Source organism: Burkholderia sp. CpTa8-5 (assembly GCF_017815045.1).
GTDB lineage: Bacteria > Pseudomonadota > Gammaproteobacteria > Burkholderiales > Burkholderiaceae > Burkholderia > Burkholderia sola.
In genome coordinates, this window is sequence record NZ_JAGIQD010000003.1 from 171,789 (window position 1) to 195,129 (window position 23,341).

At 67.1% G+C, this 23,341-nt stretch carries 22 protein-coding genes; 10 read left to right on the forward strand and 12 right to left on the reverse strand.

Features of this window, described 5'->3' with window-relative positions:
• Positions 1–12: 12 nt before the first annotated feature.
• From J8I35_RS06990 to J8I35_RS07010, 5 genes are all read left to right on the forward strand, one after another.
• A complete protein-coding gene (locus tag J8I35_RS06990) occupies positions 13–3,186 on the forward strand; it encodes a multidrug efflux RND transporter permease subunit (RefSeq protein WP_050011994.1) in 3,174 nt (1,057 codons plus the stop codon).
• Entirely contained in the window at positions 3,183–4,694 is a 1,512-nt protein-coding gene (locus J8I35_RS06995; protein WP_209924855.1) for an efflux transporter outer membrane subunit, read from the forward strand. Before J8I35_RS06990 ends, J8I35_RS06995 begins: the two co-directional genes overlap by 4 nt.
• Positions 4,695–4,858: 164 nt before the next feature.
• Positions 4,859–5,314, forward strand: a complete 456-nt coding sequence (locus J8I35_RS07000) for a MarR family transcriptional regulator (RefSeq protein ID WP_050011992.1) — start codon at positions 4,859–4,861, stop codon at positions 5,312–5,314.
• Positions 5,315–5,480: 166 nt separating this feature from the next.
• Positions 5,481–6,128 carry a glutathione binding-like protein gene (locus J8I35_RS07005; protein ID WP_124593044.1) on the forward strand — a complete coding sequence of 216 codons (648 nt, stop codon included), beginning with the start codon at positions 5,481–5,483 and terminating at the stop codon, positions 6,126–6,128.
• Between the two features lie 339 nt (positions 6,129–6,467).
• Entirely contained in the window at positions 6,468–7,718 is a 1,251-nt protein-coding gene (locus J8I35_RS07010) for an MFS transporter (protein WP_209924856.1), read from the forward strand.
• Between the two features lie 364 nt (positions 7,719–8,082).
• Here J8I35_RS07010 and J8I35_RS07015 read toward each other — a convergent pair whose 3' ends face one another.
• Complete coding sequence (locus J8I35_RS07015; protein ID WP_050011988.1) at positions 8,083–8,454, reverse strand: YXWGXW repeat-containing protein; 372 nt, start codon at positions 8,452–8,454, stop codon at positions 8,083–8,085.
• Between the two features lie 584 nt (positions 8,455–9,038).
• Between J8I35_RS07015 and J8I35_RS07020 the strand changes: the two genes are divergently transcribed.
• Positions 9,039–10,160, forward strand: coding sequence for a porin (locus J8I35_RS07020; protein ID WP_050011987.1), 1,122 nt, complete (start codon positions 9,039–9,041; stop codon positions 10,158–10,160).
• Between the two features lie 174 nt (positions 10,161–10,334).
• On the opposite strand, the gene J8I35_RS07025 is transcribed toward J8I35_RS07020, so the two are convergent.
• Positions 10,335–10,733 (reverse strand): GreA/GreB family elongation factor, encoded by a 399-nt coding sequence (locus tag J8I35_RS07025; protein ID WP_006486027.1) that lies wholly within the window; start codon positions 10,731–10,733, stop codon positions 10,335–10,337.
• 512 nt (positions 10,734–11,245) lie between these two features.
• Here J8I35_RS07025 and J8I35_RS07030 point away from each other — a divergent pair.
• A complete protein-coding gene (locus tag J8I35_RS07030) occupies positions 11,246–11,575 on the forward strand; it encodes a DUF4148 domain-containing protein (protein ID WP_050011985.1) in 330 nt (109 codons plus the stop codon).
• 157 nt (positions 11,576–11,732) lie between these two features.
• On the opposite strand, the gene J8I35_RS07035 is transcribed toward J8I35_RS07030, so the two are convergent.
• Positions 11,733–12,194, reverse strand: a complete 462-nt coding sequence (locus tag J8I35_RS07035; protein ID WP_050011984.1) for a CBS domain-containing protein — start codon at positions 12,192–12,194, stop codon at positions 11,733–11,735.
• 175 nt (positions 12,195–12,369) lie between these two features.
• Here J8I35_RS07035 and ribA point away from each other — a divergent pair, with 175 nt between their 5' ends.
• Complete coding sequence (gene ribA, locus J8I35_RS07040) at positions 12,370–13,020, forward strand: GTP cyclohydrolase II (protein ID WP_006480964.1); 651 nt, start codon at positions 12,370–12,372, stop codon at positions 13,018–13,020.
• Between the two features lie 275 nt (positions 13,021–13,295).
• On the opposite strand, the gene J8I35_RS07045 is transcribed toward ribA, so the two are convergent.
• Complete coding sequence (locus J8I35_RS07045; RefSeq protein WP_124592933.1) at positions 13,296–13,682, reverse strand: VOC family protein; 387 nt, start codon at positions 13,680–13,682, stop codon at positions 13,296–13,298.
• 302 nt (positions 13,683–13,984) lie between these two features.
• On the opposite strand from J8I35_RS07045, the gene J8I35_RS07050 reads away from it, so the two are divergent.
• Positions 13,985–14,275, forward strand: coding sequence for a hypothetical protein (locus J8I35_RS07050; RefSeq protein ID WP_050011940.1), 291 nt, complete (start codon positions 13,985–13,987; stop codon positions 14,273–14,275).
• 204 nt (positions 14,276–14,479) lie between these two features.
• Here the strand turns inward: J8I35_RS07050 and J8I35_RS07055 are convergent, their stop codons facing one another.
• From J8I35_RS07055 to J8I35_RS07065, 3 genes are all read right to left on the reverse strand, one after another.
• The gene (locus J8I35_RS07055; RefSeq protein ID WP_209924857.1) at positions 14,480–15,244 is read right to left on the reverse strand and encodes a hypothetical protein; all 765 of its coding nucleotides are present in this window, start codon (positions 15,242–15,244) and stop codon (positions 14,480–14,482) included.
• Positions 15,245–15,297: 53 nt separating this feature from the next.
• The gene (locus tag J8I35_RS07060; RefSeq protein WP_050011939.1) at positions 15,298–15,906 is read right to left on the reverse strand and encodes an acyl-homoserine-lactone synthase; all 609 of its coding nucleotides are present in this window, start codon (positions 15,904–15,906) and stop codon (positions 15,298–15,300) included.
• A gap of 211 nt (positions 15,907–16,117) precedes the next feature.
• Complete coding sequence (locus J8I35_RS07065; protein ID WP_089489499.1) at positions 16,118–16,561, reverse strand: DUF4902 domain-containing protein; 444 nt, start codon at positions 16,559–16,561, stop codon at positions 16,118–16,120.
• 73 nt (positions 16,562–16,634) lie between these two features.
• Here J8I35_RS07065 and J8I35_RS07070 point away from each other — a divergent pair, with 73 nt between their 5' ends.
• Complete coding sequence (locus tag J8I35_RS07070; RefSeq protein ID WP_050011937.1) at positions 16,635–17,354, forward strand: autoinducer binding domain-containing protein; 720 nt, start codon at positions 16,635–16,637, stop codon at positions 17,352–17,354.
• 51 nt (positions 17,355–17,405) lie between these two features.
• Here the strand turns inward: J8I35_RS07070 and J8I35_RS07075 are convergent, their stop codons facing one another.
• From J8I35_RS07075 to J8I35_RS07095, 5 genes are all read right to left on the reverse strand, one after another.
• Positions 17,406–18,113: an MgtC/SapB family protein gene (locus J8I35_RS07075; RefSeq protein WP_050011936.1), complete on the reverse strand. Its 708-nt coding sequence runs from the start codon at positions 18,111–18,113 to the stop codon at positions 17,406–17,408.
• A gap of 322 nt (positions 18,114–18,435) precedes the next feature.
• Positions 18,436–19,980 carry a TolC family protein gene (locus J8I35_RS07080; RefSeq protein ID WP_209924858.1) on the reverse strand — a complete coding sequence of 515 codons (1,545 nt, stop codon included), beginning with the start codon at positions 19,978–19,980 and terminating at the stop codon, positions 18,436–18,438.
• Positions 19,967–22,012, reverse strand: coding sequence for an FUSC family protein (locus J8I35_RS07085; protein WP_209924859.1), 2,046 nt, complete (start codon positions 22,010–22,012; stop codon positions 19,967–19,969). Before J8I35_RS07085 ends, J8I35_RS07080 begins: the two co-directional genes overlap by 14 nt.
• Entirely contained in the window at positions 21,993–23,042 is a 1,050-nt protein-coding gene (gene mdtN, locus J8I35_RS07090) for a multidrug transporter subunit MdtN (protein WP_124555040.1), read from the reverse strand. Before mdtN ends, J8I35_RS07085 begins: the two co-directional genes overlap by 20 nt.
• Positions 23,039–23,332: a hypothetical protein gene (locus J8I35_RS07095; protein ID WP_050011932.1), complete on the reverse strand. Its 294-nt coding sequence runs from the start codon at positions 23,330–23,332 to the stop codon at positions 23,039–23,041. Before J8I35_RS07095 ends, mdtN begins: the two co-directional genes overlap by 4 nt.
• Between the last annotated feature and the right edge of the window lie 9 nt (positions 23,333–23,341).

Here is a 23,341-nt window from a genome sequence, read left to right on the forward strand (position 1 = left end):
GGGAGCCACGTGATGGATTTCTCCCGATTCTTCATCGACCGGCCGATCTTCGCGGTCGTGCTGTCGATCGTCATCTTCGCGCTCGGCCTGATCTCGATTCCGATGCTGCCGGCCGGCGAATATCCGGAGGTCGTGCCGCCGAGCGTCGTCGTGCGCGCGACGTATCCGGGCGCGAACCCGAAGGAAATCGCCGAATCGGTCGCCGAACCGCTTGAAGAGGCGATCAACGGCGTCGAAGGCATCATGTACATGAAGTCGGTCGCCGGTTCGGACGGCAGCCTGCAGGTCGTCGTCACGTTCCTGCAGGGTGTCGATCCCGATACGGCCGCCGTGCGCGTGCAGAACCGCGTGAGCCAGGCGCTGTCGCGCCTGCCCGACGAGGTGCGCCAGTACGGCGTGACCACGCAGAAGCAGTCGCCCACGCCGCTGATGTACGTGAGTCTCTACTCGCCGGACAACAGCCGCGATTCGCTGTATCTGCGCAATTACCTGACGCTGCACGTGAAGGACGAGTTGTCGCGCCTGACCGGCATCGGCGACGTCGGCGTGTACGGCTCCGGCGACTACGCGATGCGGCTGTGGCTCGACCCGAATCGACTTGCGTCGCGCGGGCTCACCGCGAGCGACGTGATCGCGGCCGTGCGCGAGCAGAACGTGCAGGTGTCGGCCGGCCAGCTGGGCGCGGAGCCGTCGCCGAAGAAGAACGACTTCCTCGTGTCGATCAACGTGCGCGGCCGGCTGCGCACGGTGCAGGAATTCAGCGACATCGTGCTGCGCAACGGCGACGACGGCCAGGTCGTGAAGCTGTCCGACGTCGCGCGCATCGAGCTCGGCGCGGGCGACTACACGCTTCGCTCGTATTTCAACGACAGGCATTCGGCCGTGGTCGGCATCTTCCTGTCGCCGGGCGCGAACGCGCTCGACGTCGCGAAAGCCGTGTATGCGAAGCTCGACGAGCTGTCGAAGCGCTTCCCGCCGGGCGTCGCGTATCGGCCCGTGTGGGACCCGACCGTGTTCGTGCGCGAATCGATCCGCGCGGTGCAGCACACGCTGATCGAGGCCGTCGTGCTGGTCGTGCTCGTCGTGATCCTGTTCCTGCAGACGTGGCGCGCGTCGATCATTCCGCTCGTCGCGGTGCCGGTGTCGGTGGTCGGCACGTTCGCATGGCTGTACCTGCTCGGCTACTCGATCAACACGTTGACGCTGTTCGGGCTCGTGCTCGCGATCGGGATCGTCGTCGACGATGCCATCGTTGTCGTCGAAAACGTCGAGCGCAACATCGCACGGGGCCTGAGCCCGCGCGATGCAGCGCACCAGGCGATGCGCGAGGTGTCGGGGCCGATCGTCGCGATCGCGCTCGTGCTGTGCGCGGTGTTCGTGCCGATGGCGTTCATGTCGGGCGTCACCGGCCAGTTCTACAAGCAGTTCGCGGTGACGATCGCGATCTCGACGGTGATCTCCGCGATCAACTCGCTGACGCTGTCGCCCGCGCTTGCCGCGAAGCTGCTGCGTCCGCACGGCGCGCCGAAGGATGCGTTGACGCGCGCGCTCGATCGCGCGTTCGGCTGGCTGTTCCATCCGTTCAACCGTTTCTTCGAGCGCAGCTCCGATCGCTATCACGGCGTCGTCGGTCGCACGCTGAAGCGGCGCGGCGTGGTGTTCGCGGTCTATGCGATGCTGCTCGCGGCGACCGCGCTATTGTTCAATGCGGTGCCCGGCGGTTTCATCCCGGTGCAGGACAAGCTGTACCTGTTCGCGGGCGCGAAGTTGCCGGAAGGCGCGTCGCTCGCGCGCACCAGTGCGGTGACCGAGCAAATGACGAAGATCGCGCTCGGCACCGACGGCGTCGAGATGGTGCCGGCGTTCGCGGGGCTGAATGCGCTGCAGGGCGTGAACACGCCGAACATCACGAACTCGTACGTGATCCTGAAGCCGTTCGACCAGCGTCATCGCAGCGCCGCGCAGATCAACGCGGATCTGAACGCGCGCTTCGCGGCGATCGATGGCGGCATCACCTATGCGCTGATGCCGCCGCCGATCCAGGGTCTCGGCAATGGTTCGGGCTACTCGCTGTATCTGGAGGATCGCGGCGGCCTCGGCTACGGCGAATTGCAGAAGGCGCTCAGCGCGTTCCAGGCCGCGGTCGCGAAGACGCCGGGAATGAGCTATCCCGTCAGCTCGTACCAGGCGAACATCCCGCAGCTCGAGGTGAAGGTCGACCGGCTGAAGGCGAAGGCGCAGGGCGTTGCGCTGACCGATCTGTTCAATACATTGCAGGTGTATCTCGGCTCGATGTACGTGAACGACTTCAACGTGTTCGGCCGCGTGTATCGCGTGATGGCGCAAGCGGATGCCGGCCACCGGCAGACGGCCGCCGACATCGCGAACCTGCGCACGCGCAACGCGAAGGGCGAGATGGTGCCGATCGGCTCGATGGTGACGGTCGGGCCCGCGTACGGACCCGACCCGGTCGTCCGCTACAACGGCTATCCGGCCGCCGACCTGATCGGCGACGCCGATCCGAAGACGATGTCGTCGTCGCAGGCGATCGCGAAGCTGCAGCAGATCGCGAAGGACGTGCTGCCGCCGGGCATCACGCTCGAATGGACCGACCTCAGCTATCAGCAGGTCACGCAGAGCAACGCGGCGATCGTAGTGTTCCCGCTTGCCGTGATGCTGGTGTTTCTGGTGCTCGCGTCGCTGTACGAGAGTTGGACGCTGCCGCTCGCGGTGATCCTGATCGTGCCCGTGTGCATGTGCGCGGCGCTGTTCGGCGTGTGGCTGTCCGGCGGCGACAACAACGTGTTCGTGCAGGTCGGACTCGTTGTGCTGATGGGGTTGGCGTGCAAGAACGCGATCCTGATCGTCGAATTCGCGCGCGAGCTCGAGATCCAGGGCAAGGGCGCGGTCGAAGCGGCGCTCGAAGCGTGCAAGCTGCGGCTGCGTCCGATCGTGATGACGTCCGTCGCGTTCATCGCGGGCTCGGTGCCGCTGCTGATCGGCAGCGGCGCGGGCAGCGAGGTGCGGGCGGCCACCGGCGTCACCGTGTTCGCCGGGATGCTGGGCGTCACGCTGTTCGGGCTGTTCCTGACACCCGTGTTCTACGTGGCGATCCGCAAGCTCGCGGGCGGCACGCCGGCCGTCTGGAGCGAACAGCACGGCACCCTCGAAGGAGAAAACCGATGAGCGCCGCTTTCCGTCTTTCCGCGCTCGCGATGTCGGTGACGCTGGCCGCCTGCGCGGTGGGCCCCGATTTCAAACGGCCTGAAACGGCCACCGCCGCGCGGTTCGTGCGCGATGCTCACCCGGCGACGCAGCGCGACGCGGCGCCGGCCGATGCACAGCCCGGTATACCGCCCGATGCATCGGCGGCGGCCGATGCCACGTTCTGGCACGGCTTCGGCGACCCGGCGCTCACGCAGTTGATCGATGCGGCGCTCGCGGCGAACCAGGACTTGCAGGTCGCCGTATCGCGCTACGACGCGTCTAACGCGTTGCTGTCACAGGCGACGTTCGACCGCTATCCGACGCTCACCGCGAGCGGTCAGATCGGCCATCGGCTGACGAGCAAGGACCAGGCGTTCGGCGCGCCGCGCAGCCAGCGCGATACGCCGACGTCGAGCGTCGGCATCAATGCCGCGTGGGAACTCGACCTGTTCGGCCGCGTGCGCCGCTCGATCGAGTCGCAGCGCGCGGAGACGGCGGCCAGCGCGGCCGACGTGCGTGCGGTGCGCGTCGCGATCGCGGGCGAGGTCGCGAGCACGTATGTCGACCTGCGCGGCTCGCAGGAGCGGTTGCGGATCGCCCGCGAGAACGCCGACAACCAGAAGCAGACGCTCGCGCTGATCAATGCGCGCGTCGGCGCGGGACGCGGCTCGGAGCTCGATGCGGCGCGAGCACGCGCGCAGTACGAATCGACGACATCGCGGATCGCCGTGTACGAAGCGGCGATCGGCGTCGACGAGCATCGGCTCGCGGTGCTGACCGGGCGGACGCCGGATGCGTTGATCGGCCGGTTCGACTGGCCGAAGACGGCCGCGCCGGTGCCGTTGCCGGCGCTTGCCGTCGACATCGATCCCGGCACGCCGGGCGACCTGCTGCGCCGCCGTCCCGATGTCGCGGCCGCCGAGGCGCGGCTGCATGCGGCGACCGCGCGCGTCGGCGTAGCGACCGCCGACCTGTTTCCGCGCTTCACGCTGTCCGGGCTGCTCGGCAGCGCGACGAGCAGCTACGGGTTCTTTCGCGCGGGCAGCGACACGAACCTGATCGCGCTCGGCATCGACTGGTCGTTCCTCGACGTCGGCCGCGTGCGTGCGCGGATCGCCGCGAGCGACGCGGAAGCGGCCGGCCAGCTTGCGCAGTACCGGCAGACCGTGCTCGGCGCGCTCGAGGAAACCGAGAACGCGTTGCTGCGTGTTGCCCGAACGCGTGACGAGACCGCGCAGCTCGTGCGCGCGGCCGACGACAGCGCGCGTGCCGCACAGCTCGCGCAGGCTCGCTTCTCCGCCGGCGCAATCGACTACTACGAAGTGCTCGACGCGCAGCGGACGCTGCTGCAGGCGCAGGATGCGGCGGCCGACGGGCGGATGCGCAGCGCGGCGTCGACGGTCGCGCTGTACAAGGCGCTCGCGGGCGGCTGGCCGGCGGGCACGGGCCAGGGCCCACAAGGCCCGCTCGCTCGGTCGGGGAAGTAATGCGAGCAGTGCGGCGCGGCGGTCGTGGCGCCGCGTCGCGCGACGAAACGCTTGCCTTGCCGATCGGTGGGCAACGCCTAGGCGATTGCAGGCGCATGAAAGGGCCGTCGTTCTCGCGGTAAAATTTAATTGCAACTGCAATCAAGCGAGAGGAAAGACCTGACATGAACGCAACCGAGCCCGATCTGTGGTTCTCGTTCGTCCGCGCGCACCGGACGATGATCCGCGAGATCGAGCGTCGCCTCGCGGCGGCCCGCCTGCCTGCGTATGCGTGGTACGACGCGCTGTGGGGGCTCGAAAGCGGCCCCGACGGTACGCGCCGCATGCACGAACTGGCCGACGTGCTCGCGATCGAGCGCTACAACCTGACGCGGCTCGTCGACCGACTCGAACAGGAGGGGCTCGTGACGCGCACGCGTTCGGCGGACGACGGCCGTGCCGCGTTCGCGAGCATCACCGACAAGGGGCGGACGCTGCGCAAAAAGATGTGGAAGGTGTACCAGTCGACGGTCGCCGAGCTTTTTCTCGACCAGTTCACCGGCAAGGAGCGGGCGGCGATGGCCGCCGCGCTCGATCGTGCGACCGCTGCGGCCCGCGACGCGGCAGCCGACGCGAAGTAGCGGTATCCGGCGTACCGAGCGGCCGTGCGCCGCGCGGGCGCACCGGGTCGCACAGTCCGCATGTCCCTCCTTCGAGTACTGGCATGTCCCAACGCCGTCGGTTTCGGCATAGGATTGCAATTGCAACGATTGTAGTTGCAACGATAACCCGATGACAAGGACCGACATGACCTCGACGCACGCTCTCACGTTCTATACGGCCGACACGCCGAACGGACACAAGATCGCGATCTACCTCGAAGAGGCCGGGCTTGCCCACGATCGCGTGCAGGTGAACCTGTCCGCCGGCGAGCAGCGCAGCCCGGCGTATCTCGCGATCAATCCGAACGGCAAGATCCCGGCCATCGTCGACCACGACACGGGGCTCGCCGTATTCGAATCCGGCGCGATCCTCAGCTATCTCGCCGCGAAGACGGGTTGCCTGCAGCCCGAAACGCTGGCCGAGCGCACGGCGGTCCAGCAATGGCTGCATTTCCAGATCGGCGGGATCGGGCCGATGCTTGGCCAGCTGTGGTGGTTCCTGCGCGCATCGAAGACGGGCAATGCGGAAGCGATCGACCGCTACCGGAAGGAGGCGCTGCGTCTCTACGGGGTCGTGAACGGCCGCTTGTCGGAATCGGCGTATCTCGCGTCGTCGCGGTATTCGATCGCCGATATTGCGGCGTTTCCGTGGCTGCGCACGGCGGACGAGCTCGATCTCGACATTGCCGGTTTCCCGCACGTCGAGCGCTGGCTTGCCAATATCGCCGCGCGGCCGGCCGTGCAACGCGGCCTGATCGCATGCCGCGCGTCGACGGCCGAGGCGGCGCACTGACATCGCATCGGCCGCGCCGCGTGGACCATGGTCGCAATAAATCGCTTCGTGTTATCCAGTCGAACGAGAGCGCCGCATGCGGACGGCGTGCGGCGTCGTTCGGGCTGCTCGCCAGCGTGTTCATGCACGACGGCGCGCCGTGCGTGGTCGCGCGCCGACGATTTCAGCGCGAGCCGCTGAGCGTCGCGTAGCGGCCGCACGGCATGGACGGCGATCCCTCGGCGCGGGCCGTCCAGGGTATCGCACGAGCCGATGCTTAGCATCGCGGCCGGCTGCCTACCGCGGCCGCCGCGCGGTCATTACGCTGGGGCGATCATCCACTCTGTCCGGAAGGTCGCCATGTCCCGGCTCGACTACACACTGCTCGGCCCCTGTCTGCTCGCCATCGCGCTCGACGCGATGGGATTCGGGCTCGTTTATCCGATGATGTCCGCGATCTTCAGCGATCCGCACGCGGGCATCCTGCCGGCCGACACCGGCGCGCATGCGCGCAATTTCTATCTCGGCCTCGGCTACGGGATCTACCCGCTGTGCATGTTCTTCGGCTCGTCGCTGATGGGCGAACTGTCCGACCGCTACGGCCGCCGCCGGATCCTGCTGCTGTGCGTGCTCGGTCTCGCGGCCGGCTACGCGATGATGGCGGCCGGCGCGTGGCACGCGAGCATCGCGCTGCTGCTGGCGGGCCGCGGGCTCACCGGCCTGATGGCCGGCTGCCAGGGCATCGCGCAGGCGGCCATCACCGATCTCAGCACGCCCGACACGAAGGCGTACAACATGAGCATCATGTCGCTCGCGTTCAGCGCAGGCGTGATCGTCGGCCCGGTGCTCGGCGGCGTCACGTCCGACCGGACGATCTCGCCGCTGTTCGACTACGGCACGCCGTTCGTGCTGGTCGCCGCGCTGTCGCTGATCTGCGCGTGCTGGACCTGGGCGTCGTATCGCGATTCCGCCGCGCCGCGCGGCGATACGCGCATCGATCCGCTGCTGCCGCTGCGGATCATCGGGGAGGCGGCGCGCCAGCGCAACGTCGCGTTCCTGTCGATGGTGTTCTTCTTGATGCAAGTGGGCTACGGGCTCTACCTGCAGACCATCATGCTGCTGTTGCAGGCGAAGTTCGGCTATACGAGCGCGCGGCTCGGGCTGTTCAGCGGCGTGATCGGCATCTGCTTCGTGTTCGGCCTGCTGTGCGTCGTGCGACTGATGCTGCGCGTGTGGCGCGTGATCGATATCGCGAAGACGGGCCTGCTCGTCGCCGGGCTTGGCCAGATCCTGTCCGCGTTGTTTCCGCACGAACCGATGCTGTGGGCGCTCGCGATGGTCGTCGGCTGCTTCGACATGGTTGCGTACACGACGATGTATACGGCGTTTTCCGACGCGGTCAGCGACGATCGGCAAGGCTGGGCGCTCGGCGTCGCGGGCTCGGTGATGGCGGTCGCGTGGGTCGTGACGGGCGCGCTGACGAACCTGCTACCCGTATTCGGCGAGACGGGGCTGCTGCTGATCGGCGGCGCGGGTTTCCTGCTCAGCTTCGCGATGATGGTCGCGTATGGCCGCACGCGGCCGGGTGCGCGAACGGCAATGTTGTCGTAGGCGGCTCGCACGTACGTTAGCCTGCCCGCGGCGACGATCCGCTGGGCCCACGGACATCATCGCGCGATCTGCGCGGCGTGCCGTCGTGCGCGCGAGCTGAAAGGGGGCGCTGAGCGCGGCGCACGCATCGGTCCGTTGGCGGGCGGTAAGCGGCAGACGAGTGCGCGGACGGCGAGCATGGCCGGATGCATTCGCATCGCCACGGCATGATTTCGTTATCCGAATGATGTCGCCGAATGGCAGCCAGACGATAGGTTGACCGTAGCGCGGCTGCCGTAGCGCACGATTCCGTGGCGCGGACGGCGCCGGCTCTCGCGCACGGTCCGGCTCCGGACCTTCATCGATCGGGGAGCCGGACCGCTGCTTACCGCCACGAACCGTCGACGTAGACCCACACCGGCCCCTGCCGGCGCCAGTAGCCGGGCATCCAGCGGCGTCCGGGGCGCCGTGCGACCCAGCGGCCGGACACCCATATATAGCGGCCATGCTGCCAGCGCCAGTAGCCGTCCGTCCATATATAGCCGTGCGGCCGTGGCGGCGGCGGGCGACGGTCGTGGCGTGCCGCCGGGGGCGCGAAGCCGGGGCGATCCGCATACGGCGGCCCGCCGGGAACGCGGTGCGGGCCGGATGGCCGGTACGCGGGCGGGGCGGGCTGGGCCGAGGCGGCACGCAGCCAGCCGGTGCCGGCGAAGGCTGCGGTCAATCCGATGGCGCGCAGCAGCGAGCGTCGATTCATGGCGGTTCCCGTTCTGTATCCAAGACCGCCTTACATTAGCCTGCCGTCAGGCCCGCCGGGTTACGCGGGCGGTCAAGGCTGTTACCGAGTGTCACGGCAGGCGCGAGCCGCCTTCCCTTTCTGCCGGCCGACGGGATCTCGCCGTGGCACTGGCGCCGCCCGCTGTTGACGGGTCGGCGGGACGTTTCGGAGGCAGATCGGCCAATATTTGAGATTGATTTGGGTAACAATTACCGATTTTGGGGTGCCGAACCGAATCCGTTTGTTGTTTCTATGCAACCGTCAAGACGATGACATGTAAGAATGGTGCGATGAAAGCCTCCAAAAAGGGCTCGTCAAGAAGTCAAAAACAAACGTTAAAACAAATACTTATGACGCGTCCCCACTTTCATTATTTCTAGTTCTGGAAAAGCTTATTTCTTTATTTGCGGATCGCTCCCCTAGGGTACACCCCTAAACTCACGGTTCCCAAACGGGCAACTATCCGGGCGCCGCCAGCAGGACCGATGGCGCTCCCGGGCGGTTGCAGACCGTTTATGAACAAGGTCGCGAGACCTGCCTCTTTTTAGAAGGGAGCTCCACGAATGAACAAGACTCTGATCGTTGCAGCAGCTGCAGCATCGTTCGCTACCGTCGCTCACGCGCAAAGCAGCGTCACGCTGTACGGCGTGCTGGACGCAGGCATCACCTACACGAGCAACGTCCAGCCGGCACTCGGCCAAGCTGGCAAGTCGCGTTGGGCGATGGGTTCGGGCATTGACCAGAGCCGTTTCGGCCTGCGTGGCTCGGAAGACCTGGGTGGCGGCCTGAAGGCAATCTTCACGTTGGAAAGCGGCTTCAACATCGGTAACGGCCGCTTCGCGAACGGCAACGGTGGCATGTTCAACCGCCAGGCTTTCGTCGGCCTGTCGAGCCAGTACGGCACGGTCACGCTGGGTAAGCAGTATGACGCAACGCAAGACTACCTGGCACCGCTGACGGCAACGGGCTCGTGGGGCGGCACGTACTTCGCGCACCCGCTGAACCTCGACCGTCTGAGCACGAACGGTGACGTCGCACAGAACAACACGATCAAGTTCACGAGCGCGAACTACGCTGGCCTGCAATTCGGCGGCACGTACTCGTTCTCGAACAACACGAACTTCGGCAACAACCGTGCGTACAGCGCAGGTGCTGCATACCAGTTCCAAGGTCTGAAGCTGGCTGCTGCATACTCGCAAGCGAACCTGGGTGACGGCACGAACGCAAACGGCGCGACGTCGTCGGCGATCGGTGGCATCGCTAACCAAGGCCGCGTCCGCACGTACGGTGCTGCTGCTGGCTACGCATTCGGCCCGGCACAAGTCGGCGCTGCATGGACGCAAGCACGTCTCGACAACAACGCAGTTGCTGCAGGCACGCTGCGCACCGACAACTACGAAGTCAACGCGAAGTACAACCTGACGCCGGCTCTCGGCCTGGGTGCTGCTTACACGTACACGAACGCGAAGATCAACAACGGCAGCACGCACTGGAACCAGTTCGGCCTGCAAGCTGATTACGCACTGTCGAAGCGCACGGACGTCTACGCACAAGCTGTGTACCAGCGTGCAGCGAAGAACGGCATCGGCGCGTCGATCTACAACGGCGACAGCTTCAACAACAACCTGCCGAGCTCGTCGATCAACCAAACCGCAGCAACGGTTGGTCTGCGTCACCGCTTCTAAGCGTGACGGGCGGGGTAACCCGCTCCGCAGCATCGAAAAGGCGCCTTCGGGCGCCTTTTTTTTATGCGGAAGGCGATGACGCTAATCCGGATCGTCTGGATGCAAAAAAGCGAGGCCCGTGCCTCGCTTTTGTCGTTCTGCGCGCGTATGGCGGGGCGCTGGCCGGCCGTTAGCTCAGCGCGTGTATTCGCCGTTGGCTTCCGGCTGGAACACGATCGCGGCGACCTTCATCAGCTTTTCGGCGCCGCTGGGCTGCATCACCTTGACCATCTGGCCGCGCTGCGTGCCCAGCAGCGCCATGCCGACGGGCGAGAACACGTTCAGGCGCCCGAGTTCGAGGTTGGCGGCGTCCGGATAAACGATCGTCCACGTGGCCTGTTCCTGAGTTGCTTCGTCGAGCAGCGTGATTTGCGAGTTCATCGTGACGACGTTCGCCTTGATGGCGTCGGGCTGGACGATATCCGCGCGTTCGAGCAGCGTGTCGAGCATGGTCTGGAAGCGCGGGTTGTGCTCGGCGTGCTTTTCGAGGCGGGCGACGTCGAGTTCGGTCAACTGGTAAAGGCGTTGTTTCATGGTGGTTCTCCAAATGATCGGCAGGGGCAGGCGTGGCGTGCCTATGAGGATCGCCCGGAGCCTGTCTAACCTGGCTCCGGGTGGAGACCGTGCGGTCAGATCAGGCGCCGGGCAGGGGCGAGCGGCGCCTGGGCCGTGCGTCGAGCGAGGGGATGCGCCGGCTGGCTGGCGCGCGCGCACACGCCGGCCGGGCCGGACGGCGAAACCGAAAGGGACGTGAGCGCGTACATGGTGGATGGAATATCGACTGGCGAATAAAACCTTACGATTCTACAACACAACCTTCCGGGCATGTGATCTGACTGTCGGCGTTTCGTCAGCGATTGTTGTGCAGGTGAAGCAAGTTGGAGCGGCCCTGTTCCGAAACAGTGGGCGATCTTTTCCAAAAACGCAACGCTGTATGTTCAAACTAAGGGTTTCCCCTTGGAGTGGCGAGCACTACACTGGATTCAATCGCTTCAGACAGTCCTGCCGAGGCGACGTCAAAACAGAACATATTCCGGAGGTAAATCATGAAGTCGATCATCTACGCAGCCATCGCCGCATCCGTCCTTGCCGCTCCGATCGCATCGTTCGCGCAATCCGAGCAGGGGTTGACCCGCGCGGAGGTCAAGGCCGAACTCGTGCAACTCGAGCAGAACGGCTACAAGCCGGTGGCGAGCGATTCGCAATATCCGAGCGACATCCAGGTCGCCGAGCAGCGCATTCAGCCGAACCAGCCGATGCTCGCGCAAGCCGATACGAGCGGCTACGGCGCCGTGGCCACGGGTGCCGCGCAAGGCGGCCGCCGCGTGACGCGGGAAGCGCCGAATCCCGTGAATTCGGTCTACTTCGGTAATTGATTGAACGTCCCCGGGTCTGCCCGAGCGCACCGCTGAATTGACGAGACGCGCGCCGGTCGCGCGCGTCGTTCGCCCGCAGGAGCAGAACCTCCGTCGCCGCATGCCGGCGGCTTTCCGCCCAGACGCTGATGCGTTTGGGCCTTTTTTGCTGGGCGGATCAGGCGGACGTGACGTTGGGCGTGCCGTGGATGTAGTGTTCGAGCTGGCTGATCGTGAACTGCTGATCGGCAATCACGCTCTTCACGAGGTCGCCGATCGAGATCAGGCCGACCAGCTTGCCGCCGTCGAGCACGGGCAGGTGGCGCATCCGGTGCTCGGTCATCAGCGCCATGCACTCGTCGGTGGATTGCGACGGTTCGACGTAGCGCACCTTCGCCGTCATGATTTCCTCGACGCGGGTGGCTTTCGACGAACGGTCCTGCAGGACGATCTTGCGCGCGTAATCGCGCTCGGTGACGATGCCCGCAATGTCGTCGCCGTCGACGACCAGCAGTGCGCCGATGCCCTTTTCCGCCATCAGCTTGATGGCGTCGTAGACGAGATCGGTCTTCGTGACGGTGTAGATGGTGCGGCCCGAATCCGGCTTGGCCTTGAGAATCTGCGCGACAGTCGTGCTCATTCGCTTTCTCCGTGTGCAGTCGATGCAGGGCAGTCGGGGCGTGATGCGCGTCACCCGGTGAGCCCAGTATAGCCGGGCGGGCGGCGGCAGTCGCGTGACGTTTCCAGATTAGCGGTAAACTCCCGTCACGCACCATCCACATAACTCCTACATTCCTGAAGTTTCGATTGAATTCATGATGTCTTCGCGTCCCCAATCGCCCACGCCGGGCAATGGCCAGGCCGACGAGTGCGTGACGCTCGTCGCCACCGCGTCGCTGCCCACGCGCTACGGTACGTTCACGTCATACGCGTTTCGCGTATCGGGCAGCGATGCCGAACACCTCGCGCTCGTGATGGGCGACGTGACGGGCGAGCAGTCCGTGCTGACCCGGCTGCATTCCGAATGCCTGACCGGTGACGTGTTCGGCTCGTACCGCTGCGATTGCGGCGAGCAACTCGATCTCGCATTGCGTTACATCGCGGCCGAAGATCGCGGCGTACTGCTGTATCTGCGCGGCCATGAAGGCCGCGGCATCGGCTTGAGCAACAAGATCCGCGCATACGCGCTGCAGGAGCAGGGGCGCGACACCGTCGAGGCGAACCTCGATCTCGGCCTGCCCGACGACGCCCGCGAATACGACTCGGCCGCTGCGATCCTGCGCATCCTCGGCGTGACGTCGGTGCGGCTGATGAGCAACAATCCGAAGAAGTTCGATACGCTCGTGAAGCACGGCATTCCCGTTTGCGAGCGCGTGGCGCTCGCGGTGCCCGTGCGCGAGGAAAACGAACGTTATATCCGCACGAAGCAGACGAAGTTTGGGCATTACTTCGAAGAAAACGAGTAACCGGAGCGGGCGCGGCGGCGCCCGTTGTTCGTCATCTGTTTTCCGATCGTTGCAGGTACAAGCGACGATCGCGATTTCCCCCTCATTCGTTCTAGTGCCGCGCTTATGTCATCAGCTGCGTTGCGCGCGGCGTCCGCCCGTTCCGCACCGCCCATGACGATCACGCCATCGAAGTTCGAAATCGAACGCCCGACGCTGCGTCGCTGGCGATCGGCGGACGCGCGACCGCTCCCCGCAGTCACGCCGGCGCGTAACCGCTCACGCGCATCTGCCCGTCAACGCCACGTGCCGTTCTGCAACACGATCCGGTAGCCGTCGGCATCCTCGAAAGTCTGGCCTGATATTTCCCAGTACGGATTGAACGACGTCACCGGCATGAAGCCGTGTGCGGTCGCGCGCTCGCAGGCAGCTTCCCATTTCGGACGATCGGGCAGATAGAACACGATCAGGTCCTCGGGCGTCGGCGACGGCGCGATCGGATGGTCGGGGCAGTGCGTGAACTCGAAGTGATAGTCGAGGCCTTCGCGTCCGAGGATCACGCCGGAAAAGCCGTCGTGATCCTCGAAGCGCGCCAGTACCGATAGATCGAGGGCGTCGCGATACATGCGCTCGGTGTGGGCGAGGTTGCTGACCGGGCGGGCAATGCGCAGATGGGCGTGCAAGAGGGCCTCGGCGGGAAGTGGCGGGCCGCTCAATGATAAGCCGGGCGATCGCGAGTGCGCGACGCGAGTAGGCCGCGCTACGGGCGATACGTGCCGTATCGAACGATATCGATTCGGCGCGGCCAAACGGATCGAATGGTGTCGAGCCTCATCTCGCGAAAGAAAAAACATGACGCTTGTCGATCCAGTATGGGCACTCCGCGTTGCTGCGGCCACTCGTCAGCAAGACCTTCGAAGGCATGCGTTCGACAGCGCCTGCCGCACGACGCGCGGATACGCGCATGCCGGGCTGGAGGTGGCGAATGGATAAGCCCGATCTTCGTCGACCGGTTGCCGGACCTTATCGTCAGTCGCGATGGGCGGCCGGACTGGAGGCCGGTTTCGGATGGGCGGCAAAGGGGACGTTGGTACTGGCCGGCTTGGCGATGGTCGCGTTGGCGGCGCTGACGGGCGATGTCGGTGCCCTGACGGACCTGCCGACGACCCGGAAGGGTTGGCTGTACCTGCTGTTGGCGCTCGTCGCGGCGGTCGCGCTGATATTTGCGGAGCATCACTACCGGCTGCGACCGACCGGCGTGCGTCCGGCGGGCTAGTCAGGCGGGGGAGGCGATGCGGCCCCACAAGCCGTTCAGGCAATAAAAAAGCCCGCTGCTTGAGCGGGCTGAATCCATGTTTGGAGACATGGAGGAGACAGAGGTAAATTTAAGGGAAAACCCGGACGTTTGCAAGCCCTCGTTGTATCCGCACAACTTGCCGCCGCGCAGACCGCCTGGCGGCGGCGCGCGACACAGCCTCATTCATACGCCGCCGGCCCGTGCGTGCGTCGCAAACGCGCCGAACCGCTCCTGCGCGACGGGCAGCGCGTATTTGCTGCGCATCTCCGTTTCGATCCATGCGCACGCCTCGCGCGCGCAGTCGGTCAATGCGTGCCGCGTCGCATGCCCGTCGATGTCGTAGACGAAACGCACGCCGACCTCGTCATCGTCAACCTGTCGTTCAAGCTGATTGAGCTGCAGTTGCGGCCCGTGCTGGTGGGACAGCGCGCGCAGTTCGTCGAAGTGATATTCGAGCCAGTCCGCGAAGAACAGCGCGTCGCTGTGGCTGGGCAGGCGGAAAGCCGCGCTGCGCGACGGGCGCGCCGCGATTTCGCCGGCCGCCTCAGGCGGTTCGCGATCCGACGCGACGGGCGCGTCGACCGGCGCGAGCGGGTGCCGCATCTGCCGGTACGGCTCGCGATCGCGCAATGCGTGCCACAGCAATTCGTCGCCGGCAGCGCCGGACGGCTGCATCGTCAGGTCGTGTCGGCCGTCGCCGACCGCGGCGATGTCGCGGATCACGAGGCGCAGCGAGCACAGCGGCTCGTCCCCGACCAGCAGGGTGGCCGGCCGCGGCAGCCCGCACACGAGCGGCGCGGCGCCGGTCGCACGAAACACGAGCCCGCGGCGGTCGAGCCGCACGAGCGGCAACGGCCTGGGGAACGACGGATAGGCGACCGCGATGCGGGCGCCGCTGGCGCTCGTCAACCCGGGCATCATCGCGCGAAAGACCTGGGACTGGTCCACGTTGGTTCTCCTTCGTTACGATGCCGCCCGGACGGAAACGCGTGCGTTCCGGCTCAGGCGGCGATAGCTTGCCGGGCGGCCTGCCCCGGCTCGATTCCTAGCGCAGCAAACGTTTGCGAGTCGATATCGATCCAGCACGCGACCACCAGACGTCCGTCGACCTGCTTCGGCGGGCCCGCGCGGTGCGCGTGTATGCCGATCCGGCGGAACAGCCGCTCCATGCTCGCGAACGTCACGCCGATCAACTGGCGCGCGCCGAGCTGCGCCGCGCATTCGACGACGGCCGCGAGCATCGGGCGCACGGCCCATTCGGCGTTGCCGGGCCCGCCTTCGTCGTCGGTCGCCGCGAACCGGGACAGTTCCCAGACGGCGGCCGATTGCGGCAGCGGCATGTCCTCGGCGACCAGGTCGGCGAACAGCGACTTCAGCAGATACGGGCGCGTCGTCGGCAGCAGGCGCGCACATCCGCACATGTCGCCGGCGGCGTTTCGCGCGAACACGTAGACGGTATCGTCGCGATCGAACTGGTCACGCTCGAAACTTTCGTTCGCCGACGGGAGCGCCCAACCGAGCTGCTCGACGAACACGCGGCGCCGATAGCGCCCTAGGTCCGCCGCGAGTGCGTGCGGCAACCGCCCTTCCTCGTGAACGAAGGTCTGCATGGATGTCCTCGGATCTGTGCTTTTGTATGCACGCATTACAGCGCGCGGCACGAGGAGCCTGTAACTGGTAACTCTTACAGGGTGGCGGCGTAAAAGACGCCATTTGCGCGGTGGTAACGGTTTCTTGATCGACGGGATTGAAAACCGGGGCGGTTTTATTTATAAAGAGCGCCAGTCTTGCAAAATAGTCAGAGGAATGCGCGGCCAGTTGTCACTGGAGCGTCGGACCGGCATGATAGGCGTCGTTGGGCCCGAGCAGGGCGGATGCGACCGCGGCAGGCCAGTCGAGGGTGGCGAGCCGCGCGGCGAGCGCGGCGGCCGTGCGGAACATGCCGATGTCGGCGCCCTTGGCGTCGATGGCCATCACGTTGCTGCGGACGTCGCCGCCCGCGATCACGAACGCGCCTGTCGCGCGTTCGAGGTACCAGTCCCAGCCGACCGTCACGTAGGCGACGCCGGCACCGGCCGCGCGATGCCATTCGGTATAGCCGGCAAGGCGGGCGTCGATCGCGTTGTCGCGCAGTTCGGCGAGCAAAGAAGGGTCGAGGCCGCTTGCGACATGGTCGAGTACAAGTGCGGCCAGTGCGCCTTCTGACAGGCGTACGTAGCCGTCCGGGGACGGGCCGGGGACAGGGTGCAGCAAGGGTGAAGTCATGCGCGGAATGTATCAGCCTCGAAAGGGTGCTGGAACCTGACAAGTATGACAGCGTGACGTTGTCGGAGAAAGAATGGAACTGCGCTGGCAGGATGCCTACCAACAATTCAGCGCCGCGGAAGACGAGCAGCAGCTCTTCCAGCGGATCGCCGCCTATTCCAGGCGGCTGGGATTCGAATATTGCTGTTACGGCATTCGCGTACCGCTGCCCGTTTCGAAGCCGGCGGTCGCCATCTTCAATACCTATCCGGATGGCTGGATGGCGCACTATCAGGCGCAGAACTATATCGAGATCGACTCGACGGTTCGCGACGGCGCGCTCAGCACCAACATGATCGTCTGGCCGGACGTCGACAACCTCGACCCGTGTCCGCTGTGGCAGGACGCGCGCGATTTCGGGTTGTCGGTGGGCATCGCGCAATCGAGCTGGGCGGCGCGCGGCGCGTTCGGCCTGTTGAGCATCGCCCGTCATGCCGACCGGCTGACGCCGGCCGAGATCAACATGCTGACGCTGCAGACGAACTGGCTCGCGAACCTGTCGCATTCGCTGATGAGCCGCTTCATGGTGCCGAAGCTGTCGCCCGCGGCGGGCGTCACGCTGACCGCGCGCGAGCGCGAGGTGCTGTGCTGGACGGCCGAGGGCAAGACCGCATGCGAAATCGGCCAGATCCTCAGCATCTCGGAGCGGACGGTCAACTTCCACGTGAACAACATCCTCGAGAAACTTGGCGCGACCAACAAGGTCCAGGCGGTCGTCAAGGCGATTTCGGCCGGGCTCATCGAAGCACCTTGACGTGACGTCGTGCGACGGCGGCGCCGGATGCCGCGTCCGCCGCGCCGCGGCTCACTCCATCATCGGCTCCGCTTCCTTTGCGGTCCAGCTCACGCTGGAAATGCTTTTCTCCATGCTCATCCGGCTCGCGATCTGCTCGAGCTTCTGCTGATCCTTCGGATGCAGCTTCAGCGTCGCGGTCACCTTCAGCCGGTCGGGCTGCTCGGGCACGTCTTCGCTCGTGAGGCTCTGGAACGACAGCGGCTTCGCATACATCGCGTTCGACAGCAGCGTGCGGATGTGCACTTCGTCGGCGGCGAGGCAGATCACGGTGATCTGGTATTCGCGCACGAGGTCGGCGTTCGACACGGGCGTCGCGTTGATGGCCTGGCTGACGCCGCGCAGCACCGTATTGGTGAGCAGCACGACGGCCGTGCCGGCGAGCGCGGGCACGTAGTGGCCGGAGCCGGCCAGCACGCCGACGGCGGCCGAGCACCACAGCGTCGCGGCCGTGTTGATGCCCTGGATCGAGCCCTTGTCGCGCATGATCACGCCGCCGCCGAGAAAGCCGACGCCCGACACGACGTACGCGGCGATCTGCGTGACGCCCGCGACGCCGTTGCCGGTGAGCACGCCGAGCGTGACGAACAGGCACGCGCCGCTCGCGACGAGCGTGATGGTGCGCAGGCCGGCCGTGCGCTGGCGCATCTGCCGCTCGAGGCCGATGGCGACGCCGCAGGCGAACGCGGTGAAAAGACGGAGTGCGAAATCAAAAGTCATGGTTGTCCTGCCGTGCAAGAAGCGCATGCCGGCGCGCGTCGCCGCGGCGCAAGGCCGAACGCGACGCGGCGATAGCCGTCATTGCGCGGTACTGTACCGCGCGAATGCGTCATTCAGTGTGAAACGGGGGAGCGTGCGGCTCGCGGAACGCGAGCGGCCGCGCCCCCCCCCCCCCGCGGCAGGAGAACTGCGGCGGACAGGCGTTCAGGCGGCAAGCGGCGCACGCAACGGAGTGCTGCAACTGTCCACGATGGTTCCTGAAGGAAGAATGGGCGGCATTCTAGTGGGCGGCGCGCGCTCGCGTCAACCGCCTGCGGCGGCGCTACTGCGCCGAGCCGATCGTGCCCGTCGCGAGCGCGAGCGCGGCGGCGGCCGACAATGCGCCGGCATAGCTGTCGAGTTCCGCGTTCCGCGCGGCGAGCAGCTGGCTTTGCGCGATCGTCGCATCGGTGACCGAGCCGACGCCATTCCGGTACGCGGTCAGTGCCGCGTCGTAGCTGGTTTGCGCGGCATCGACGAGCGCCTTCGCGGCGTCGTGCGACGCCAGGCTCGTCTGCACCGCGTTCTGTGCGGCGACGACTTGGCGCACAGCTTCCTCCTTGGTCCGCGTGAGGCGCGCGGAGGCGCTTTCCGCGTCGTTGCGCGCCTGCATCAAGACGGCGGAGCGCAAACCGCCGTCGTACAGCGGAATCGTCACGCCGAGGAACACGCCGCCGCCGTAGCGGCTGCCGTTCAGGTTGACGGTCGGCGCCTGGTCGCCGATCGCGGGCAGCGCGGAGATGGACGTGCCGCCGCTCGCATACGACGTGGACGCGGACAGGAAGATCTTCGGCATGAACGCGGCTTGAGCCGCCTTGATCTTCGCGCGATTGGCCTTTTCGACCGCGAACGCGCCCTGCAGATCGGGGCGGCGCGCGATCGCGTCCGACACGATCGCGTCGACCGACGAGCCGAGCGCGGGCGGCAGCGTCCGCTTCGGCAACGCGGCGATCGTCGGCTTCGATAGCGGCGAGATGCCGAGCGCGGAGACGAGTGCGAGATAGCCGTCGCTCTCGGCGCCGTTCGCCTGCACGAGCGCGAGGTTCGCCTGCGCACGGTTCTGCGTCGCCTGCGCGAGCTCGACGACCGTGCCGACGCCGTGCTTGAGCCGCGCGCGGGACGCCGCGAGGATCGCATCCGCGTTCGCGAGGCCCTGTTGCGCGCTGAGCGCGCGCGAGCGGGCGGCTTCGTAGCGGTAGTACGAGACGGTCACGTCGTGGATCACCTGCTGATGCACGGCCGTGAATGCGACGTTCGATGCAATCGACGCCTGTTCGGCCGCTTCGACGCGCGCCGCGCGGCCGCCGAAATCGAACAGCAGCCATTGCAGCGACAGCGCCGAAATCGTGCCGTGCGCGGTGGTGTTGCTCGACGAATCGCCGAGGATCGTCGACGTCGAGCCGTGGTTCGCCTGGTACGCGCCCATCGCCGTCGCCGACAGGCGCGGCAGATAGGCGGACTTGGCGAGGCCGACTGCGAGCGCCGCGTTGCGCGCGTCGTTCCACGCGATACGCGTCAGTGGGTTCGAAGATTCCGCGAGATCGATCAGCTCGGGCAGCGTGTACGCATGCGCGGCATCCAGCGCGGCCGGCGCCGACACCGACGCGAGCGCCGGCGAGGCACGCAATGTGTAGTCGTGCGCGCCTTGTGCGGACGCGCGCGGCGGCGCCGCCACGATGTCGCCCGCGGCCGACGTTTGCGGCTGCCACGGGCGGTCGGACGCCTCCGGCGCCAGATCGATCGACGACGTCGCGCAGCCGGCCAGCGCGACGGCGGTCGCGAGCGCGGCAGCGGCGATCGACGCGGCCGGCGGTTCAGGTGGGCGCATGAGGGGCAGGCTCCTTCGGTGTGGCTTGACGGGCGGCGTCGGCGATCTGCGCGAGCCGCGCGTCGATCAGGTTCAGTAGCGCGTCGCGCGTGGGGTCGGCGGGGGCGATGTCCGACGGTGGTGTCGGGGCATTCGTGCGGGGCGCGGTTTCGTCGTCGCCCGGCGCAGTCACGCGCGAGAGTTGCGCGCCGATCGCCGCGTCGCCGGGCTTGCGCTCGGCGAGCAGGAACAGCGGACCTTCGATCGCCCCGAGTTCCGCGAGTGCGCGCCGCCGTGTGGCCAGCCACGTCGCGGCCGGCCGCACCCACGACGGTTCGTAATGGATCAGGCCGAGCTCCTGCGAGATCGCGCCGTGGCGCGCGAACGCTTCGGCGGCCAGCGCGCGCCGTTCGGCCGGCTGCGCGATCTGCGCGACGCGCCGCCACTGGTCGAGCAGCGTTGCGAGCGCCGCGTCGATCTGCTTGCCGATGCTGACCGGCCAGATGCGCGTGAACACGAGATACACGACCACGTTGCCGAGCAGGATGCCGATCGTGCGATCGCGCGCGAGCGTCAGGTCGAAGCCGGGGCCCGCGCCCTGGATCACGCACAGGAAGAACGCGAACGCGATCTGGAAGCCCGCGTACGCGATGCGCGGCGATCCGAACGCGACCCATGCGGACAGCCACGCGCCGGCGAAGACGAGCGCCATCAGCTCGCCGATCGACGACAGAGACGGGACGACGAACACGAGCGCGGCGGTGCCGATCAGCGCGCCGACGATGCAGCCGGCGATGCGCAGCGTCAGTTTCTCGACCGTTTCGGCCGTCGAGCCGAGCGACACCATGTAGCAGGTGATGAAGCAGGTATGGATGCCCGACCAGTCGAGCTGCGAGTACAGCAGGTAGCAGAACATGGCGGCTACCGTCGTTTTCAGCGCATAGCGGATGTGGTCGGGATTGGTGCGCGCGTCCGGCAGGAAGAAGCCGCCGCGCGGGGCGGGCGGTGTGGCGGGTTCCGCCGGTTTGTCGGCGGCGCGCGTGTCGGCGGTATCGGCCGGTGCGGCCGCCGCGTCGATCGCGGGCGGTTGCGCGAACTGCGTGATCGCCGTGTGCAGGTCGGTCGCGACGACGCGCGCGAGCGGCGGCAGCGCATCGGCGGCCGGCAGCGCGAGCGTCACGTCGACCGGATAGCCGCCCCGTTCGAGGATCGCGGCCATCTCGTCGAGCGTCGTCACGATCGGCGTGGCGAACGCGTCGGGCAGCCGCGCGTCCGCTTCGCGATCCGCAAGCGCGACCGCGACGAGCAGCGCGGTGCTCGACGCGACGGCCTGCCGCAATGCGACGACATCGGCGCCCGACGACGAACCTTCGAGCTTCGACAGCTTGAGCCACGTGAGCAATGGCTTGTCGCCTTCGCGCAGGCTGGCGTCGAACGCGGCGCGCGCGTCGTCGTCGCCGCGCAGCCGCCGCGCGGCGAGCCGCAGCCGCTTCGCGAGCTGAGCGTGCGCGAGCTTGCGCGGCGACGGCGCGATCAGCAGGTTGACGACGATCGCGACGCCGACCGGGATCGCGACCATCAGCCATGCATAGAGCAGCGCGCGCGTCGCGGCTTCGCCGACCGGCGCCAGGCCGAGTTCGTCGAGCCCGAAGCCGACGATCATCGCGAGGATCGCACCGACCGGACGCAGCTTGCTCGCGGACGTCAGGTACAGCAGGCCGACCGACAGCACGGCCATGCATGCGACGCGCAGTACCGAATACTCGATGCTGAAGATCGCGGCGCCGATCACGAGCGCGATCACGACCGTGACGAGCAGCAACATCGCGACCGCGAGCACGACGCTCGTCACGCGATCGGCGCGGTTCAGGAAGAACACGACGTACGCGGAAATCGCGGCTTCCGGCGTGCCGTATCCGCTCGTCACGAGCGCGACGAGCGCGCAGATCAGCGCGACGCGCACGGCCATGGCCGCGCGCCCCGGAAACGGCGCGAGCAGCCGCAGGACTTCGCGCGGGCCCGGCGTGCGGACGTCAGCGGCAGGCTGAGCCATGCCGGACCTCGACGATCGCGCTCGCGCCGACACGCACGAGCTTGCCGTCGGGTTCGTCGAGCTTCACGCGCACGGGGAAGCGCTGCGCGACGTGCACCCAGTTCACCGAGTTCTGCACGATCGGCAGCGAGCGCGGCAGGTTGATGCGCGCGCTGTCCGCGATGCCGGCGCCGATGCCGACGACCTTGCCCGTCATCGGGCGGTTGCGGTCGATCATCGAATAGACGGTCGCGCAGTCGCCGACTGCGATGCGATTGAGCGACGTCTCGCGGAAATTGCCCACCGCGAACCATTCGCTCGCGTCGATCAGCGTGAAGATCGACTGGTTCGGTGCGAGGGTTTCGCCGGGGAGCACGCTCAGGCCCGTCACGAGCCCGTTGTGCGGCGCGCGCACGACCGTATCGTCGAGCGCATGCTGCGCGCGGGCCAGCGCGGCTTCGCGTGCATGCAGCGTCGCGATCGCGTCGGCATCGTCGCCGATCGTCTGCGCGGACGCGCGCTGCTGCTCCTGCGCCTGCGCGAGCGACACGGACGCGTCGCGCTGGCGCACCTTCGCCTGGTCGAACTGCTGCGCGCTGACGTAGCCCTGCGCGGCGAGCGGCGCGAGCCGGTTCACGTCGCGCGTCGCGAGATCGTAGTTCTGCGTCGCGCGCTTGACCTGCTCGGCAGCGACGGATGCGTTCGAGCGCTCGCCGATCAGCGAACGGCGGCGCGTGTCGAGCGACGCGCGCGCGAGTTCGAGGTCGGCCTGCGCCTGCGCGACGGTCAGCCGGTACGGCACGGGATCGATCACGTACAGCAGGTCGCCTTTCGCGACGCGCTGGTTTTCATGCACCGCGAGCTGCACGATGCGGCCGCCGACCGGCGATGCGACGTGCACGACGTCGGCGTCGATCGACGCGTCGTCGGTGGACGGATAGGCGGTCGTGCGGTGGTACGCGTACGCGAGCGCCGCGATGCCGAGCGCGACGATCGCGAGCGCGATCACGCGGCCTTTGACGGAGGGGCGGGCGATGCCGGCGGCCTTCATGCGAACGGCCCCGTGCCGGTGAGCCAGACGATCACGGCGACCACGAGCCCGATCGCGGTGCAGACGGCGAGCTGGTAGGGCACCGTCGCGGCCCAGCCGGTCGCGACGAACACGCGGTGCGCGACGATCGCGCCGACGATGCCGACGATCGCGCTGACGAGCCACAGCGGGAAATACGCGCCGAACAGCACGTAGGACGGTGCGCCGCGCGATGCGCAGCCCGCGAGCGGCAGGACGGGCGCCAGCACGGCGGCGACGCGCAGGGGCGCGCGCGGCGTTGTTCTTCTCATGGTGTGACG